Origin of the sequence: Polynucleobacter sp. AP-Sving-400A-A2 (assembly GCF_018688155.1) — a bacterium.
Classification (GTDB): domain Bacteria; phylum Pseudomonadota; class Gammaproteobacteria; order Burkholderiales; family Burkholderiaceae; genus Polynucleobacter.
The window spans coordinates 746,603-763,973 of record NZ_CP061312.1; the positions used below are offsets into that span (position 1 = coordinate 746,603).

At 46.1% G+C, this 17,371-nt stretch carries 17 protein-coding genes; all 17 read left to right on the forward strand.

Features of this window, described 5'->3' with window-relative positions; translation table 11 throughout:
* Positions 1 to 3 precede the first annotated feature (3 nt).
* Positions 4 to 1,257, forward strand: coding sequence for an NADH-quinone oxidoreductase subunit D (locus C2758_RS03965; RefSeq protein ID WP_215329691.1), 1,254 nt, complete (start codon positions 4 to 6; stop codon positions 1,255 to 1,257).
* Positions 1,258 to 1,280: 23 nt separating this feature from the next.
* Positions 1,281 to 1,787, forward strand: coding sequence for an NADH-quinone oxidoreductase subunit NuoE (nuoE, locus tag C2758_RS03970; RefSeq protein WP_215329692.1), 507 nt, complete (start codon positions 1,281 to 1,283; stop codon positions 1,785 to 1,787).
* Positions 1,784 to 3,082 carry an NADH-quinone oxidoreductase subunit NuoF gene (gene nuoF / locus C2758_RS03975; RefSeq protein WP_215329693.1) on the forward strand — a complete coding sequence of 433 codons (1,299 nt, stop codon included), beginning with the start codon at positions 1,784 to 1,786 and terminating at the stop codon, positions 3,080 to 3,082. Before nuoE ends, nuoF begins: the two co-directional genes overlap by 4 nt.
* Positions 3,083 to 3,113: 31 nt before the next feature.
* The gene (gene nuoG / locus C2758_RS03980; RefSeq protein WP_215329694.1) at positions 3,114 to 5,429 is read left to right on the forward strand and encodes an NADH-quinone oxidoreductase subunit NuoG; all 2,316 of its coding nucleotides are present in this window, start codon (positions 3,114 to 3,116) and stop codon (positions 5,427 to 5,429) included.
* Between the two features lie 8 nt (positions 5,430 to 5,437).
* The gene (gene nuoH / locus C2758_RS03985; protein ID WP_215306591.1) at positions 5,438 to 6,511 is read left to right on the forward strand and encodes an NADH-quinone oxidoreductase subunit NuoH; all 1,074 of its coding nucleotides are present in this window, start codon (positions 5,438 to 5,440) and stop codon (positions 6,509 to 6,511) included.
* 11 nt (positions 6,512 to 6,522) lie between these two features.
* The gene (gene nuoI / locus C2758_RS03990; protein ID WP_215306593.1) at positions 6,523 to 7,014 is read left to right on the forward strand and encodes an NADH-quinone oxidoreductase subunit NuoI; all 492 of its coding nucleotides are present in this window, start codon (positions 6,523 to 6,525) and stop codon (positions 7,012 to 7,014) included.
* 21 nt (positions 7,015 to 7,035) lie between these two features.
* Entirely contained in the window at positions 7,036 to 7,683 is a 648-nt protein-coding gene (locus C2758_RS03995; protein ID WP_215329695.1) for an NADH-quinone oxidoreductase subunit J, read from the forward strand.
* Positions 7,680 to 7,988 carry an NADH-quinone oxidoreductase subunit NuoK gene (gene nuoK, locus C2758_RS04000; RefSeq protein ID WP_173960150.1) on the forward strand — a complete coding sequence of 103 codons (309 nt, stop codon included), beginning with the start codon at positions 7,680 to 7,682 and terminating at the stop codon, positions 7,986 to 7,988. Before C2758_RS03995 ends, nuoK begins: the two co-directional genes overlap by 4 nt.
* Positions 7,989 to 7,990: 2 nt before the next feature.
* The gene (gene nuoL, locus C2758_RS04005) at positions 7,991 to 10,045 is read left to right on the forward strand and encodes an NADH-quinone oxidoreductase subunit L (protein WP_215329696.1); all 2,055 of its coding nucleotides are present in this window, start codon (positions 7,991 to 7,993) and stop codon (positions 10,043 to 10,045) included.
* 24 nt (positions 10,046 to 10,069) lie between these two features.
* The gene (locus C2758_RS04010; RefSeq protein WP_215329697.1) at positions 10,070 to 11,536 is read left to right on the forward strand and encodes an NADH-quinone oxidoreductase subunit M; all 1,467 of its coding nucleotides are present in this window, start codon (positions 10,070 to 10,072) and stop codon (positions 11,534 to 11,536) included.
* Between the two features lie 10 nt (positions 11,537 to 11,546).
* Positions 11,547 to 13,052 carry an NADH-quinone oxidoreductase subunit NuoN gene (gene nuoN / locus C2758_RS04015; RefSeq protein ID WP_215329698.1) on the forward strand — a complete coding sequence of 502 codons (1,506 nt, stop codon included), beginning with the start codon at positions 11,547 to 11,549 and terminating at the stop codon, positions 13,050 to 13,052.
* Positions 13,053 to 13,157: 105 nt separating this feature from the next.
* On the forward strand, positions 13,158 to 13,760 hold the full coding sequence (locus C2758_RS04020; RefSeq protein WP_215329699.1) for an NUDIX domain-containing protein: 603 nt from the start codon (positions 13,158 to 13,160) through the stop codon (positions 13,758 to 13,760).
* Between the two features lie 60 nt (positions 13,761 to 13,820).
* Complete coding sequence (locus tag C2758_RS04025; RefSeq protein WP_215329700.1) at positions 13,821 to 14,348, forward strand: DUF1178 family protein; 528 nt, start codon at positions 13,821 to 13,823, stop codon at positions 14,346 to 14,348.
* Positions 14,349 to 14,430: 82 nt separating this feature from the next.
* Positions 14,431 to 15,183: a transporter substrate-binding domain-containing protein gene (locus tag C2758_RS04030; protein ID WP_215306608.1), complete on the forward strand. Its 753-nt coding sequence runs from the start codon at positions 14,431 to 14,433 to the stop codon at positions 15,181 to 15,183.
* A gap of 44 nt (positions 15,184 to 15,227) precedes the next feature.
* The gene (locus C2758_RS04035; protein ID WP_215329701.1) at positions 15,228 to 15,881 is read left to right on the forward strand and encodes an amino acid ABC transporter permease; all 654 of its coding nucleotides are present in this window, start codon (positions 15,228 to 15,230) and stop codon (positions 15,879 to 15,881) included.
* A gap of 34 nt (positions 15,882 to 15,915) precedes the next feature.
* Complete coding sequence (locus tag C2758_RS04040; protein ID WP_215329702.1) at positions 15,916 to 16,647, forward strand: amino acid ABC transporter ATP-binding protein; 732 nt, start codon at positions 15,916 to 15,918, stop codon at positions 16,645 to 16,647.
* Positions 16,647 to 17,312 carry an amino acid ABC transporter permease gene (locus tag C2758_RS04045; RefSeq protein WP_215329703.1) on the forward strand — a complete coding sequence of 222 codons (666 nt, stop codon included), beginning with the start codon at positions 16,647 to 16,649 and terminating at the stop codon, positions 17,310 to 17,312. Before C2758_RS04040 ends, C2758_RS04045 begins: the two co-directional genes overlap by 1 nt.
* Positions 17,313 to 17,371: the final 59 nt, after the last annotated feature.

The window sequence follows — 17,371 nt, forward strand, 5'->3', positions numbered from 1 at the left end:
GTCATGGCACAAATTAAGAACTACACCCTCAACTTTGGACCTCAACATCCTGCTGCCCACGGCGTATTACGTCTCGTGTTGGAGCTTGATGGAGAGGTGATCCAACGTGCTGATCCGCACATTGGTTTATTACATCGCGCTACAGAAAAATTAGCAGAGACACGTACCTGGATTCAGAACGTTCCTTATATGGATCGTTTGGATTATGTATCCATGATGGCAAACGAGCATGCTTACGTGATGGCGATTGAGAAGTTGCTACAAGTAGATGTGCCTTTGCGGGCGCAGTACATCCGGGTGATGTATGACGAGTTAACGCGTTTGCTAAATCACCTCTTGTGGATTGGCTGTCATGGTTTGGACGTTGGTGCTATGGCCGTGTTCTTGTACGCCTTCCGCGATCGTGAAGATATTTTCGACATGTACGAAGCCGTATCAGGCGCTCGTATGCATGCTGCCTACTACCGTCCAGGTGGAGTCTATCGTGACCTACCAACCCAGATGGCCCAGTTCTCAAAATCTAAGATTCGTAGCACCTCTGCTATTAAGCGTTTGAATGAAAACCGCAGCGGTACATTGCTTGATTTCATTGAGCAGTTCTCTAATGGTTTTGATGCCAACGTAGATGAGTACTGCAATCTCTTGACGGATAACCGTATTTGGAAACAACGCTTGGTTGGTATTGGTGTTGTGACTCCTGAGCGCGCTTTGCAACTTGGCTTTACTGGCCCCATGTTGCGTGGCTCCGGTATTGAGTGGGATTTACGTAAGAAGCAGCCTTATGAAACTTACGACAAACTCGATTTTGATATTCCAGTTGGTGTCAATGGCGACTCTTATGATCGCTATTTAGTGCGCATGGAAGAGATGCGTCAATCCAATCGCATCATTAAACAGTGCGTAGCTTGGCTCAAGGCAAATGATGGTCCTGTCATGAGTGACAACCATAAAGTATCTCCGCCAAAGCGTGTGGATATGAAAACTAATATGGAAGAGTTGATTCACCATTTCAAACTCTTTACTGAGGGTATGCATGTTCCTGATGGCGAGGCTTACTCTGCTGTTGAGCATCCAAAAGGTGAGTTTGGAATTTACTTAATTTCTGATGGTGCTAATAAGCCATACCGTATGAAGATTCGTGCACCAGGCTTTGTGCATCTTTCTGCAATGGATGAGATGTCCCGTGGTCACATGTTGGCTGATGCTGTAACCATTATTGGAACCCAAGATATCGTGTTCGGGGAGATTGACCGCTAATGCAGCGTGCCAAGGATGAATTCATGACAACAACTCTTCAACTATCTGACAAAACGCTCGCAGACATTGCGCGCAATATTGCTAAGTATCCTCCAGAGCAAAAGCAATCTGCGGTGATGGCCGCTTTGATTGCTGCCCAAACTGAATTAGGTTGGGTCTCTCCTGAGGTGATTGAAACTGTTGCCCAAATTTTAGAAATGCCAACCATTGCAGTAGATGAAGTTGCTACTTTCTATAATATGTATGACACCAAGAAAATTGGTAAGTACAAGTTGGTGATCTGCACAAATTTACCTTGCCAGCTAATGCATGGTGAGACTGCAGCAAGCCATTTAAAAGAAACGCTTGGTATTGGCTACAACGAGACAACGTCTTGTGGCACATTCACCTTAAAAGAGGGTGAGTGCATGGGCGCTTGCGGTGATTCTCCGGTTCTGCTGGTGAATAACAAACGCATGTGTAGCCATATGAGTAATGACAAGATTGATGCCTTATTAAGTGAACTCCGTGCAGAAGGAAAAGCAGCATGACCAGTTTGCACGATAGACACATTAAGCCTTTGATCCTAGCGGGATTAAATGGTGAGAACTGGCGTTTAAAAGATTACGAAGGCCGAGGTGGCTATCAACAGCTGCGTCGCATCATCAATGACAAGATTGCACCAGATGTCATCATTGCTGAATTAAAAGCATCCTCATTGCGTGGTCGTGGAGGTGCAGGCTTCCCAACCGGATTGAAGTGGAGCTTTATGCCCCGCCAATTTCCTGGTCAGAAGTATTTGGTTTGTAATAGTGACGAGGGTGAGCCGGGTACATTTAAAGACCGCGACATCATGCGCTACAATCCGCATGCCTTAATTGAGGGCATGATTATTGGTGCCTACACTATGGGTATCTCTGTAGGCTACAACTATATTCACGGTGAAATTTGGGAAGTCTATTCTCGCTTCGAGGAGGCTCTTGAAGAAGCCCGTGCTGCTGGATTCCTTGGTGACAAGATTATGGGAAGTGATTTCAACTTCCAGTTGCATGCTTCTCCGGGTTGGGGTGCCTATATCTGCGGTGAAGAAACTGCGCTCTTAGAGTCACTTGAGGGTAAGAAGGGTCAACCACGCTTTAAGCCACCATTCCCTGCTAGCTTTGGTTTGTATGGCAAGCCTACTACGATCAATAACACCGAAACGTTTGCTGCCGTACCATTCATTATGGCAATCGGTGGTCCAGCGTATTTAGAGCTGGGTAAGCCCAACAACGGCGGCACGAAGATTTTTTCTATCTCAGGCGATGTGACTTATCCAGGTAACTATGAGATTCCATTGGGTACTCCATTTGCTGAGCTACTCAAGCTTGCTGGTGGCATGCGTGATGGCATTCCTTTGAAGGCCGTCATTCCCGGTGGTTCATCGGCCCCAGTCATTCCGGGTGCAGAGATGATGACGCTCACCATGGATTACGACAGTATTGCAAAAGCCGGTTCCATGTTGGGATCTGGCGCAGTCATTGTCATGAACGAAACACGCTGTATGGTTCGTGCCTTAGAGCGTCTGTCCTACTTCTATCACGAAGAGTCTTGCGGTCAATGCACCCCATGTCGTGAAGGTACTGGTTGGTTATGGCGCATCGTGAGTCGCATTGAGCGTGGCGAGGGTCGCCCTGAAGACTTAGATTTATTAAATGATGTAGCAGCTAACATTCAAGGTCGTACGATTTGCGCCTTGGGTGATGCAGCTGCTATGCCGGTTCGTGGCATGTTGAAGCATTACATGGATGAATTTGTGTATCACGTAGAACATAAGCGCTGCTTAGATTCTGTTAAACCTTTATAAGACATTGAGCACGGGACATCTTAAAGTGAGCATGGTTGAAATCGAATTAGATGGTAAGTTGGTAGAGGTTCCGCAAGGCTCGATGGTGATGCACGCTGCGAATAAGCTTGATGCATACATTCCGCACTTTTGCTATCACAAGAAATTATCTATCGCTGCTAACTGCCGTATGTGCCTAGTAGAAGTAGAGAAAGCACCGAAACCTTTGCCAGCTTGCGCAACACCAGTGACGCAAGGCATGAAGGTGTTTACGCATTCCGCTAAAGCAGTTGAAGCGCAGCGCTCAGTGATGGAGTTCCTGCTCATCAACCATCCATTGGATTGCCCAATTTGCGATCAAGGTGGTGAGTGCCAGTTACAAGATTTAGCGGTTGGTTACGGTAAGTCGAATTCACGTTACGAAGAAGAGAAGCGTGTTGTATTTCATAAGAATGTAGGACCTCTCATCTCCATGCAAGAGATGACCCGTTGCATCCACTGCACTCGTTGCGTGCGCTTTGGCCAAGAAGTGGCTGGCGTCATGGAATTGGGTATGGTCAATCGTGGCGAGCATTCTGAAATTACTACTTTTGCCGGCCAAACCATTGATTCAGAGTTATCTGGAAACATGATTGATATTTGCCCAGTAGGCGCTTTAACAAGCAAGCCATTCCGCTATGCAGCGCGTACTTGGGAATTGGGTCGCAAGCGTTCAGTAAGTCCGCATGACAGCTTAGGTGCGAACACTACCATTCAAACAAAAGCTAACAAAGTCATGCGTGTCGTTGCTTTAGAGAATGATGCAATTAACGAATGCTGGATTAGCGACCGTGATCGCTTTGCTTATGAAGGTTTAAATAGTGCAGATCGCATAACAATACCCATGGTGAAGCAGGGCGGTCAATGGCTTGAGACTGATTGGCAATCCGCAATGGATTACGTTGCCCACTCACTCAAAACCATTTCTGCTGAGAGTGGTCCCCAAGCAGTTGCTGCCTTAGCGCATCCAATCTCTAGCACTGAAGAGTTGTACCTTCTCCAGAAGATGATTCGTGGTTTAGGTTCTAATCAAGTCGAGACTCGCTTACGTCAAACTGACGTCAAGAGTTCTGCCTCTGCCCCATGGTTGGGTATGCCGATCAGTAAATTAAGTGAGTTAGATCGTGTTTTAGTCATCGGTAGCTTCTTGCGTAAGGAGCAGCCATTAATTGCTGCTCGTATTCGTACTGTAGCTAAACGTAGTTTGCAAGTTTCCCGAATTGATGCCGGCGGTGATGATTGGTTGATTCCTGCGACTGGTATTGCTGCTACTCCAAGTGCATGGATCAGTGCATTAAGTGAAGTTGCATTGGCAGTAGCCAAAGCTAAATCTGTTTCCGCTCCAACGGGTACTGCTAATTTAACGGTATCTGCTACTGCGCAAAAGATTGCAGATAGCTTGCTTTCGGGCGCATCTACTTCGGTATTGCTAGGCTCTGCAGCAATCGCACATCCACGAGCATCCGATTTACATCTACTGGCGCAATTTATTGCTGAGCACACTGGCGCCACTTTAGGTTTCTTGCCAGTTGGCGGTAACGCTGTTGGTGCTAGCTTGGTAAACGCCAATGGTGCTGGCGTTGAATCCATCTTATCTGGTGAGCGTCGTGCTGTGATCTTGATGAATATCGATCCAGATGCTGACTTACCAAATCCTGCGCAAGCACGTGCCGCATTGGCCAAAGCCAATACGGTGATTGCATTAAGTGCTTATAAGAGCGCTGATCTTCTTGAGGTGGCCGATGTGATTCTGCCGATCTCTACATTTACAGAAACAGTCTCTACTTTTGTTAATGCAGAGGCTCGCACGCAAACTATCCAGCCTGCTGTAAAACCTTTGGGCGATTCACGTCCAGCATGGAAGGTTCTCCGCGTTCTGGGTGGCTTATTGAATTTAGATGGTTTCCTCTACAACATGCCTGAAGAGGTATTGGGTGAAGCCCTAGGTGATAACTATTGCACTAAGCTTGGGAATCAATCTACAGCCACTGGCTTATCTAATGGCAATGCAACGCCATCAGCAGGTTTAGAGCGCCTATCTGATGTGGGTATTTATGCCGGCGATCAAATCGTTCGTCGTGCATCTGCATTGCAGTTAACTCGCGATGCAATGCGTGGCAATCAAGTTGGCTTAGGTAAAGGACTCTTTAGCGAGTTAGGTTTGAAAGAGGGTGATGCTGTACGAGTTACCCAAGGCGGTCAATCAGTAGACCTACCAGTGACATTGGAAGCAAACTTAGCCCAGGGCGCTGTCAGAATTTCTGCGGGCACTATGGCTAGCGCTCAATTGGGGTCGATGTTTGGTCCCGTAACTGTTAGCAAGGTATAGGGAGCGAGATGGATAATTTCTTGAACCTCGTTACCACCCAAGGCGAAGCTATCTTTGGCTCACTATGGCCGCTAGTGTGGGCATTAGTGCGCATCGTTATCATCGTATTGCCGATGTTTGCTGCCGTTGCTTATATGACTCTTTGGGAGCGTAAGCTGATTGGTTGGATGCATATCCGCCTTGGACCAAACCGCGTTGGCCCTTTAGGATTGCTACAACCGATTGCCGATGCCTTGAAGTTGTTGATGAAGGAGATCATTTCTCCTACGCAAGCAAGTAAGGTTCTGTATTTCATTGCACCAGTCATGGTGATCATGCCGGCATTTGCCGCCTGGGCTGTGATTCCATTTCAAGCCAAAATGGTCTTGGCAGACGTCAATGCTGGATTGCTGTATGTGATGGCAATTTCATCCATTGGTGTTTATGGCGTGATCTTGGCGGGTTGGTCATCCAACTCTAAGTATCCATTCCTTGGCGCTATGCGCGCTTCAGCTCAAATGATTTCTTATGAAATCGCTATGGGCTTTGCTTTGGTTACTGTCTTGTTGACTTCAGGCTCTTTGAATTTAAGCGCGATTGTTGCTTCTCAGGAGCAGGGCTATTTCGCTAATATTGGTTTGAACTTCCTTTCTTGGAATTGGTTGCCATTGCTACCCATGTTCGTGATTTACTTCATCTCTGGCGTTGCTGAAACGAACCGTCATCCATTTGACGTGGTTGAAGGTGAGTCTGAGATTGTTGCGGGTCACATGGTTGAGTACTCTGGTATGGCGTTTGCGATGTTCTTCTTGGCTGAATACGCCAATATGATCTTGATCGCCGCTTTAGCATCCACTCTGTTCTTGGGTGGGTGGTTGCCAATTGTGGATTTGCCAATCCTGCGCGATATCCCCGGTTTCTTCTGGCTGTTTGCCAAAACCTTCTTCCTCTTGTCTTGCGTTATTTGGTTGCGCGCTACATTGCCGCGCTACCGCTACGACCAAATTATGCGTTTGGGTTGGAAGATCTTTATCCCCATCTCCGTATTCTGGGTCGTTGTCGTTGGTGCATGGGTTGTATCTCCATTGAATATTTGGAAATAAGTTGATCAATCATGTTTAAGAAAATTTCCCAATTCCTCGATAGCTTGATGCTGAAAGATATTTTGGTCGGTATGTCGATTACCGGCCGTTATCTTTTCAAACCAAAGATTACGATTCAATATCCTGAAGAGAAGACGCCTCAGTCTGTTCGCTTCCGCGGTTTACACGCTTTGCGCCGTTATGAGAATGGTGAAGAGCGTTGCATTGGTTGCAAACTGTGTGAAGCAGTTTGTCCTGCTTACGCAATCACGATTGAAACGGCTGAGCGCGATGACGGTACGCGTCGTACCAGCCGTTACGACATCGATTTGACCAAGTGTATTTTCTGTGGCTTCTGTGAAGAAGCTTGTCCGGTTGACGCCATCGTTGAAACGAATATTTTTGAGTATTTCGGTGAAAAACGCGGTGACTTGTACTTCACTAAAGACATGCTTTTGGCAGTTGGCGACAAGTATGAAAAAGATATTGCCGCTAATCGCGCAGCTGATGCGCCTTATCGTTAATCGAATCGAGCACAAGAATATATGACATTCGATACTTCTACATTATTCGCAGCATTCTTCTACGCATTTGCTGGCCTTTTGGTGCTCTCAGCATTGCGTGTGATTACTGCGCGTAATCCAGTTCACGCCGCACTCTTTTTAGTGCTCGCTTTTTTCTGCGCCTCTGGTCTGTGGATGCTACTCAAAGCAGAGTTTCTCAGCCTAGCCTTAATTCTGGTTTACGTTGGCGCTGTGATGGTGCTCTTTCTTTTCGTAGTCATGATGCTAGATCTAGATATTGAGCATTTGCGTCGCGATTTCAAGAAATTCCTTCCTGTAGCTTTCTTGATGGGTGCGGTCATCGTACTGGAGTTGTCTATCGTCTTGATTCGCAGCTTTATCGGTACTAGCACTCCAGTACAGCCCATGCTTGAAGAAATGGCTACTAGCAATACACAGGCTTTAGGCATGCTGATCTTCGTTGACTATGTTTATGCCTTCGAGGTTGCTGGCGTCATTCTGTTGGTGGCCATCATTGCTGCTGTCGCATTGACCTTGCGTAATCGCAAGGATTCGAAAGCCCAAAATATTCATGAGCAGGTGAACGTGAACTCTGCTGATCGCATGCGTATCGTCAAGATGGATTCTGATATGGCTGCAAAGCAAGATACCCGCGGGGAGAAGAAATGACTATTACCCTGGCTCACTATTTGGTGCTCGGTGCAATCTTATTTGCGACTAGCGTGATTGGTATTTTCTTAAACCGCAAGAACATCATCGTGCTTTTAATGGCAATTGAATTGATGCTCCTCTCGGTAAACATGAACTTTATAGCCTTCTCTCATTATTTGGGGGATATGGCTGGACAAGTATTCGTATTCTTCATTTTGACTGTGGCTGCTGCTGAGGCGGCAATCGGCTTGGCAATTTTGGTTGTTCTCTTCCGTAAGGTTGACACCATTAATGCTGAAGACCTTGACCACCTAAAAGGCTAGTCATGCAATTGACCTTAACTCTTCCTGTTCTCTGCATAATTCCGCTGGCGCCATTATTTGGCTCAGCCATTGCTGGATTATTTGGCACAAAATTAGGTGGCAACAGTATCGGTAATGGTGCTTGCCAGTTTGTCACTATTCTTGGTGTGATGGTCGCCTTTGTCCTATCTTGTTTTGTACTTGTACAGGTCATGGATGGTTTCTACTTCAACGGTACCGTATATCGCTGGATGCAATTGGGTGAGCTCAACCTGGATATTGGCTTCTTGATTGATCCACTGACGGCCACCATGATGTGTGTAGTGACCTTCGTCTCCCTGATGGTTCACATCTACACCATTGGTTACATGAAAGGTGAGGAAGGTTACAACCGCTTCTTCTCTTACATCTCACTCTTTACCTTTGCCATGTTGATGCTGGTCATGAGTAATAACCTCTTGCAACTCTTTTTTGGTTGGGAAGCGGTGGGTGTAGTTTCTTATTTGTTGATTGGCTTTTACTATGAGCGTCAATCAGCTGTATTTGCCAATATGAAGGCCTTCTTGGTTAACCGTGTTGGTGACTTTGGTTTTATTCTCGGCATTGGCTTACTGCTAGCTAGCACTGGTTCCATGAACTACGACGTGATCTTTGCTCAGAATACCGCTTTAGCTGCACAAACATTGCCAGGTACGAGCTGGAATTTAGTCACCGTAGCCTGCATCTGCCTCTTTATAGGCGCGATGGGTAAATCAGCTCAATTCCCATTGCACGTCTGGTTGCCAGATTCCATGGAAGGCCCAACCCCAATTTCTGCATTGATTCATGCTGCAACCATGGTGACCGCCGGCATCTTCATGGTGTCACGTATGTCACCTCTATTTGAGTTATCTGATGCAGCCTTGAGCTTTATTTTAGTAATTGGCTCGATCACAGCGCTCTTTATGGGTTTCTTGGGTATCGTCCAAACCGACATCAAGCGGGTAGTAGCTTATTCCACCCTCTCTCAGCTGGGCTACATGACTGTCGCCTTGGGCGTATCTGCTTATCCAATCGCCATCTTCCATCTGATGACCCATGCATTCTTCAAGGCACTTCTGTTCCTTGCTGCGGGTAGCGTAATTCTAGGCATGCATCATGAGCAAGATATGCGCAAGATGGGTGGTCTCTGGAAATATATGCCGATCACTTGCCTTATGATGTTGTTAGGTAACTTGGCATTGGTCGGTACGCCATTTTTCTCTGGCTTCTATTCAAAAGACTCCATCATCGAGGCGGTAGCAGCTAGCCATATTCCTGGCTCAGGTTTTGCTTACTTCGCTGTCATGGCCAGCGTCTTTGTCACTGCCCTATATTCATTCCGTCTGTACTTCTATGTGTTCCATGGTAAAGCCCGTTGGGGACATGATGATGCTCACGCGCACGATCATGATCACGCAGAGCAGGGGGATGATCATGCCCACCATGGTTTAGCTCCCGGTCAAAAACCACATGAGTCACCCTTTGTTGTGACCTTGCCTTTGATCTTGTTGGCCATTCCATCAGTCATCATTGGTTTTTACACAATTACGCCTTTGTTGTTTGGTACCTATTTCGGTGATTCTATTTTTATTGATCTAGCTCGTCATCCGGTCATGAAGGAGTTGGAGGATGAATTCCACGGCCCAATCGCCATGGCAATACATTCATTCACCTCACCGGTGTTGCTATTGGTTGTTCTGGGTGTATTGACTGCGGCGATCGGTTATCTCTGGGCTCCAAAGTTGCCCGGCGTAGTTGCTCAAGCATTTGCGCCTATCAAGAAGTTGATGGACAACAAATACTATCTCGATGATCTAAACCAAGCGGTATTCGCCAAAGGTTTGTTATGGATCGGTGGTGTTTTGTGGCATCGCGGTGATCAACAGGCTATCGACGGCTTCTTAGTCAACGGTAGTGCGCATGCAGTAGGGCGCTTGTCCACAGTTATTCGCCATTTGCAATCCGGCTATCTCTACCACTATGCCTTCGCAATGATTGCGGGCTTGGCGGTCTTGCTAGCTTGGGTTTTGTACGCTTACCTGCCGTTTGTTCGCTAGGCCTTTGTTACTTAAGTAGCCATCATGATTCTTTCTTACGCCATCTGGATCCCGATTTTCTTCGGCATCATTATTTTGTTCTACGGTTCAGAGAGACCTACAGCCGGTGTTCGCTGGTTAGCCCTTTTCGGTTCCGTATTGGGCTTTATTGCAACGCTGCCATTAATCATCCATTTTGATATTGCCAACCCTGGCATGCAATTTGTTGAAAAGATGAGTTGGATCCCGCGTTACGACATTAACTATCACTTGGGTATTGACGGCATATCAGTTTGGTTTATTGTCTTGACCGCTTTCATTAATATTTTTGTCGTCATTGCAGCTTGGGAAGTGATTGATAAGAAGGTTTCGCAATACATGGCCTCTTTCTTAATCCTTTCTGGATTAATGATTGGGGTATTCGCAGCCCTTGATGCTTTGTTGTTCTATGTATTCTTTGAAGCAACTCTAATCCCAATGTACATCATCATCGGCGTATGGGGCGGTCATAACCGGATCTATGCGGCATTTAAGTTCTTCTTGTATACCTTGCTTGGCTCATTGCTGACTTTGATTGCCATGCTGTACTTGTATAACGTAACTAATACTTTTGATATCTTGGCTTGGCATAACGCACGCCTTGATATTGTTGAGCAAATCCTCCTGTTCTTTGCCTTCTTTATGGCATTCGCTGTAAAGGTTCCAATGTGGCCTTTGCATACTTGGTTACCAGACGTTCACGTTGAAGCGCCTACTGGCGGATCTGTAGTATTGGCAGCGATCATGTTGAAGCTCGGTGCTTATGGCTTCCTGCGTTTCTCATTACCAATTGCTCCAGACGCAAGTCAGTATCTTGGACCATTCATCATCTTCTTATCCTTAGTGGCTGTGATCTACGTAGGTGCAGTAGCGCTGGTTCAAAAAGACATGAAGAAGCTGGTGGCCTACTCCTCAGTAGCGCATATGGGTTTTGTGACACTCGGCTTCTTCCTCTTCAGCCCTTTGGGTATTGAGGGTGGCATTGTGCAGATGATTTCTCACGGCTTTGTTGCTGGTGCCATGTTCCTTTCAATTGGTGTGCTGTATGACCGCATGCATACCCGCCAAATTGCGGATTACGGTGGTGTTGTACACCGCATGCCTGCCTTTACAGCGTTTGCAGTTTTAATGGCAATGGCGAACTGTGGTTTACCCGCTACCTCTGGTTTTGTGGGTGAATTCATGGTGATTCTGGCTGCCGTGGATTACGACTTCGTGATTGGTATCTTGGCAGCAACCGCTTTGATTCTGAGCGCTGCTTATTCCTTGTGGATGGTTAAGCGTGTATTCTTCGGCGCGATTACTAATGCGCATGTTGAGGAATTAAAAGATCTCAATGCGCGTGAGTATTTCATGATGGCGGCGCTTTCCATCTGTGTGATCGGTATGGGCGTTTATCCAAAACCGTTTACTGACATCATTCATCCAGCCGTGATTAATCTGCTACAGCATGTCGCTGTCAGCAAACTCTGAGTAAAAGCTAATGCAAGCATTCGACCTATACGCCGTCCTGCCGGAACTCGTTTTACTGGTAGTCACCTGCTTTTTGCTGGTGGCGAGTGTTTATGTACCTGAGCGTCAGCCAGCCACTCCGGGTGTAGAGCAAGACATATTCCACACACCACGTGGCGTTGGTTTTGTTTACTTTTTCACCATCATCTTGTTGGTGTATTTGATCTTTGCATTTGTAGGTCGCATGGGTGATGTATCCATCGTGGCTATGAATGGCTTATTTCAGTCAGACCCCATTTCAAATCTCTTAAAAGCCTGTTCATGTGCTGCAGTATTAGTGAGCTTGGTATATTCAAAGAAGTACCTGTCTGATCGTGCATTGTTTCGTCCTGACTTCATTGTCTTGGCTTTGCTAGCCCTGTTAGGTCAGTGCGTATTAATTTCGGGCGCAAATCTGCTTATGCTCTATTTAGGTTTGGAGCTGATGGCTTTGCCAACCTATGCTTTGGTTGCGATGCGTCACAGCAGCGAGAAGAGTGTTGAGGCAGGTATCAAATACTTCATCTTGGGTGCTTTGGCGTCTGGTTTCTTGCTCTACGGTATGTCGATGTTGTATGGCGTAACTGGTTCGCTCGATTTAATTGAGATCTTCAGAACAGTAGCCGACCCTCGTGTGAATCATTTGGTGATGGCTTTCGGCTTGGTATTTATTGTCTCTGGCTTAGCCTTTAAGTTAGGGGTTGTACCGTTTCATATGTGGGTGCCTGATGTATACCAAGGCGCTCCAACAGCAGTGACTTTAATGATTGCAGCTGCGCCTAAGTTAGCTGCTTTTGCACTGCTATTCAGACTTTTGGTAAATACACTTTTACCGCTGATGGGTGATTGGCAGCCAATGCTGGTGATCCTTGCCGTTTTATCTTTAGTGGTAGGAAACGTTACCGCTATTGCACAAACCAATATCAAGCGAATGCTAGCTTATTCTGCTATCGCGCAAATGGGCTTTGTATTACTGGGTATGTTATCTGTGTTTGATGATCATGCATTTAGTGCATCGATGTTCTATGCTATTACCTATGTATTGACTACCTTGGGTAGCTTCGGCCTTCTCATGATCTTGTCACGCAAGGGTCATGATTGCGAAACCATTGATGACCTCAAAGGTTTAAATAAGCGCCACCCCTGGTTTGCATTCATTGGCTTGGTAATGATGTTTTCCTTGGCGGGTATTCCGCCAACAGTGGGCTTTGCGGCCAAACTTGGCGTACTTGAGGCGCTAGTTGATGGTGAGCATACCTTCTTAGCAATTATTGCCGTAATGGCCTCTTTGATCGGTGCCTTCTACTACCTGCGAGTGGTTAAGGTGATGTACTTTGATGAGCCAAAAGAAGAGCATGCTGCTGAGATTTCAGGATCTGGCTTTGCTCGTGGACTGCTGAGTCTGAATGCCATCTTTGTTCTGGCTTTAGGAATCTTCCCGGCTAGCCTAATGGCTATTTGTTTAGACACTATGCGTCGTACCTTATTAGGTTCATAGGCCAAATCACCATTTAGCTAGTGATATGGGCTCCTGACGGGAGCCTTTTTCTTTGATGTCACCTGGATTTTGTATGATGGATGTTCAAATAATGAAAGATGCACCATGACTGAAAAATCATTTAAAGACCTGCCAATCGGTGACGCCCATTTGAGGGAAGAGCGCTTGTCTGGTGAGGATATTTACGGTGGTATCTTTTTAAATATGAAGCGCGATCAAGTTAGTCTGCCAGATGGCAATCAGGCCGTTCGTGAATATCTGACGCACCCTGGCGCAGTCGCTATTCTGGCGATCTTAGATGATGGCAGGGTGTTGATGGAACGCCAATACCGCTACCCCATCGCAAAGGCCTGTATTGAGATTCCTGCGGGTAAGCTGGAAATTGGTGAAGATCGATTGCTCTGCGCCCAACGAGAGCTTGAGGAGGAGACGGGCTATTCTGCAAGTAAATGGAGTTTTATTCGTCGCATTCATCCGGTGATCTCTTACTCGACCGAGTTTATTGATATCTATCTTGCTGAAGGTTTAGTTTCCGGCAAAAGCCACTTAGATGATGAAGAGTTTTTGGATGTATTTGCTGCCCCTCTGGAGCAATTATTAGAGTGGGTGGAGCAGGGTGAAATTACTGACGTAAAGACGACCATTGCAACTTATTGGTTGGATCGCTATCGTCGTGGTTTAGTAAGTCCTGAGACTATCTCGGGGTAATTGAACAATCCTTTAAAATAGGGCTATTGAATTTGGTATTTTTGCCCCTATATAGATCTTATGAAAGTTTACAACCTCGCTTGTCCATTGTCTCATCGCTTTGAGGGATGGTTTGCCTCTGAAGAGGATTGCCTTGCTCAGCAAGACAAGGGAATGCTGGCATGTCCTATTTGCGATAGTACCGAGATTACTCGGATGCCTTCGGCCCCCCATATTGCTAAATCAGGATCTAGCAAAGATATCCCGACTTCAACTGAGTTGACTGTGGCTAGTTCAACCTCAACTGAGCATGCCGGTGTCAGCGGCACATTGAGTGGCGATGTCCTTGCTTTAACTGGTAGCGATCATTCTCAGTTAGAGGCACAGGTACAGGCAGCCTTTTTAAAAGGCATGCGTGATTTAATGGGTAAATCCGAAGATGTAGGAAACTCTTTTGCAGAAGAGGCTAGAAAGATTCATTACAAAGAGTCGCCTGAGCGCAGTATCCGCGGTCAAACTACGCTAGATGAAGCTGAGGCTTTGCGCGACGAGGGGATTGAGGTCATGGCCATGCCCATGATGCCTGCCTTCAAAAACACTCTGCAGTAGCCAGCACCATCCTAATTCCCCTATACTTAATGTGTACCCAGGTTCTGGATATCACCATTAATTAGGATAGGAGAAGTACCCCATGAAACGCTTTTTTCTAGCATTGTTTGCAGCTGTTCTAGCGCTCACCATTGTGGCTTGCTCCAAGTCCTCTGATACCAAAGAAATTAAGGTTGCTGTTTCTCCTGCATCTCCCCCTATGTTATTTGATGACAAAGGGCAGATCGTTGGCGTTGATATGGATATTTTCCAGGGCTTTTGTCAGTCGCGCGGCTGTACTTTAAAAGTCACTCCGTATGATTGGGCTGGAATGTTGGGTGCGGTCTCTAGTGGTCAGGCTGATGTGGCTTTCTCAGGAATTTCTATTACCGATAAACGTAAGGAGGTGATGGATTTTTCTCAGCCTTACTATGACAATGCTTGGCATCTTGTGAGCATGAAGAATAAAAATATTCAGATCACTGACTTAAATCAGCTCAAGAAATACTCTATCGGCTATCCACGTGGCATGGCATACGATGACCTGATTAAGAATGAGCTAGAGCCCAAGGGCTATTATTCATTAAGCAAGGTCAAGCTCTATCCCTCCTATGCAGAAGTGATTACTGATCTGCAGAATGGTAATTTGGACCTTGCCTTTATTGAGGAGCCGGTATTCCTCAATTATGAAAATAAACTGCAGCTACCGATTCAGAGTAGCTATGTATTTAAAGGGTTTGATAAGCTAGGCTTTGCTTTTGCTAAAGGCTCTAAGCTGCGTGATGATTTTGATAAATACCTCAATGAACTGGGGCCAGAAAAAATCAAAGCCATTCTAGATAAGTGGATGAAATAAGCTCCATTCATTAATACCTTAATCCGTAGCCGAAAGCCTGCCCTGTGACCTTTCTGGATATTCTTGCCCAGTTAGCCCAGGGCATTTCTTATACGGTTTTAGTCACTCTCGTTTGCTCACTAACAGGCTTAGTAGTCGGCTTATTTTTAGCAAGCCTACGCCGTCTCGATATTTCCTGGCTAAGCCCGCTGATTGACTGCTACACCTATGTCTTTAGAGGTGTACCAGTTTTAGTCTTACTGTTTATGGTGTATTTTGGCTTACCAGGCATTGGTTTTAAGGTTCCGCCTTTAATGGCGATGGCGCTCAGCTTAGGCCTTGTAGCATCTGCATATTTAGCCGAGGTATTTCGGGGGGCGTTTAACTCAGTAGATCCTGCTGAAGTGATTGCTGCCCAGGCCATGGGAATGACTCGTATACAGGTTCTCAGGTTTATCGAGTTACCCCAGATGCTGCGATTTTCAGTGCCGGGTATGCTTAATGAATTCACTTCAGTACTTAAATATTCTCCATTTGCCTATACGGTGGGGATTCCGGAGATTACCAAGCAAGCTATGACACTCACTTCAACCACGCTCCGTGGCATAGAGGTCTATCTAGCTGTGGGCATTTTATATTTCGTGATCTACCGAATTTGCTTAATCGGCGTTCAGCTTCTGAGTAAGCGTTTTCAAATCCCAGGGATGACTCCAGCATGAGCACTGGCACCACATTATTTAAAGAGGTAAACCTGTGGCATTAATTCAAGTGAGAGATTTGGTTAAAGAGTTTGATGGGCAAACTGTCTTATCCAACATCAACCTGGATTTAAAAGAGGGCGATGTTCAGGTCTTGATGGGCGCTTCTGGCTCTGGTAAATCTACTTTATTGCGTTGCCTTAATCGTTTGGTTGAGCCTACCTCGGGATCGATTGTTTTTAAAGGCAAGGAAGTATTGTATCCTGACGTGGATGTCCGCGAGTTGCGCAAGCAAATTGGTTTTGTATTTCAGCAATTCGCACTTTACAGTCATCTCACCGTATTAGATAACGTTTCATTAGGCCTACGCAAGCTACACAAGATGGGTAAAGCGGAGGCAAAAGAAAAAGCCCTTCTAGAGCTATCCCATTTTGAAATGACGTCCCATCAAGATAAATATCCCTCCCAGCTTTCTGGCGGACAGAAGCAGCGGGTGGCTATTGCCCGTGCACTTGCGATGGATCCAGCAGTCTTGGTTCTCGATGAACCTACCTCAGCACTCGATCCTGTGATGTCTAGAGATGTGGCGGATCTCATTAACCGCTTGCATAGCGAAGGGATCACGATGATCTGCGTGACCCATGACCTGAACTTGGCTCGCAATATTGCAGATACCGTGATGTTTCTGGATCGTGGCGTCATTCGGGCTGATGATCGAATCGATGTATTGAGTAAACATTCCGATCCAGATATCAAAGCCTTCTTTGGCGCTGAGGAGAAGCGTTGATGGGAGGGTGGCCATCCTTCGTTCGTGATCTCACGGAGCAGATGCCCTTGATTTTGACGGGGCTAGTGAAGACCTTGCAATTGGCGGGCTTGATTAGTGTTTCAGGATTACTTTTAGGCATCGTCGTGTTTTATCTCACGCTGAGTAAAAACCAATATGTGCGTAGCGCCACTAATTCTTACATCTCCTTTTTTATCGGCATGCCCTTGATTGTTTTATTGTTCTTGATGTATTACGGCTTGCCACAGTGGGGCGTTCGACTCTCTCCATTCACAGTCGCTTTCATTGGCTTTACATTCAACGTAGCAGCCTACAATGCGGCATATTTAAAGACTGCCTTTAATGGTTTAGATAAAAGTCAGTTAGAGGCGGCAAGTGCACAGGGCTTCAGTCCTTTGCAGATCTTTCGTTTGATTACTTTGCCGCAAGTGATTCGCTTTTCTATTCCAGCACTCACCAATCAAGTGATTGCCAATCTCAAAGACAGTTCAGTTGCTTTCTTGATTCAGTACACCGAATTCTTTGCTCGAGTACAAGAGTTGGCCGCAAGCAACTTCCAATTCTTTAAAGCCTATTTCTTGGCCGCATTAGTCTATCTGGCCCTGGTATCGGTGATTGTGTTATTTGCTCGTGCCATCGAGAGGCGTTACCTGATTCCTGCCTAGCTTCACCACTGAATCAAAAGTAAATGATAAAAAATAGCGACCCGAGGGTCGCTATTGTT

What these genes read in the sequence shown, in the direction of transcription:
- C2758_RS03965 (WP_215329691.1), top strand. Translation starts at nt 4, where the DNA reads ATGGCACAAATTAAGAACTACACCCTCAACTTTGGACCTCAACATCCT.
- nuoE (WP_215329692.1), top strand. Translation starts at nt 1,281, where the DNA reads ATGACAACAACTCTTCAACTATCTGACAAAACGCTCGCAGACATTGCG.
- nuoF (WP_215329693.1), top strand. Translation starts at nt 1,784, where the DNA reads ATGACCAGTTTGCACGATAGACACATTAAGCCTTTGATCCTAGCGGGA.
- nuoG (WP_215329694.1), top strand. Translation starts at nt 3,114, where the DNA reads ATGGTTGAAATCGAATTAGATGGTAAGTTGGTAGAGGTTCCGCAAGGC.
- nuoH (WP_215306591.1), top strand. Translation starts at nt 5,438, where the DNA reads ATGGATAATTTCTTGAACCTCGTTACCACCCAAGGCGAAGCTATCTTT.
- nuoI (WP_215306593.1), top strand. Translation starts at nt 6,523, where the DNA reads ATGTTTAAGAAAATTTCCCAATTCCTCGATAGCTTGATGCTGAAAGAT.
- C2758_RS03995 (WP_215329695.1), top strand. Translation starts at nt 7,036, where the DNA reads ATGACATTCGATACTTCTACATTATTCGCAGCATTCTTCTACGCATTT.
- nuoK (WP_173960150.1), top strand. Translation starts at nt 7,680, where the DNA reads ATGACTATTACCCTGGCTCACTATTTGGTGCTCGGTGCAATCTTATTT.
- nuoL (WP_215329696.1), top strand. Translation starts at nt 7,991, where the DNA reads ATGCAATTGACCTTAACTCTTCCTGTTCTCTGCATAATTCCGCTGGCG.
- C2758_RS04010 (WP_215329697.1), top strand. Translation starts at nt 10,070, where the DNA reads ATGATTCTTTCTTACGCCATCTGGATCCCGATTTTCTTCGGCATCATT.
- nuoN (WP_215329698.1), top strand. Translation starts at nt 11,547, where the DNA reads ATGCAAGCATTCGACCTATACGCCGTCCTGCCGGAACTCGTTTTACTG.
- C2758_RS04020 (WP_215329699.1), top strand. Translation starts at nt 13,158, where the DNA reads ATGACTGAAAAATCATTTAAAGACCTGCCAATCGGTGACGCCCATTTG.
- C2758_RS04025 (WP_215329700.1), top strand. Translation starts at nt 13,821, where the DNA reads ATGAAAGTTTACAACCTCGCTTGTCCATTGTCTCATCGCTTTGAGGGA.
- C2758_RS04030 (WP_215306608.1), top strand. Translation starts at nt 14,431, where the DNA reads ATGAAACGCTTTTTTCTAGCATTGTTTGCAGCTGTTCTAGCGCTCACC.
- C2758_RS04045 (WP_215329703.1), top strand. Translation starts at nt 16,647, where the DNA reads ATGGGAGGGTGGCCATCCTTCGTTCGTGATCTCACGGAGCAGATGCCC.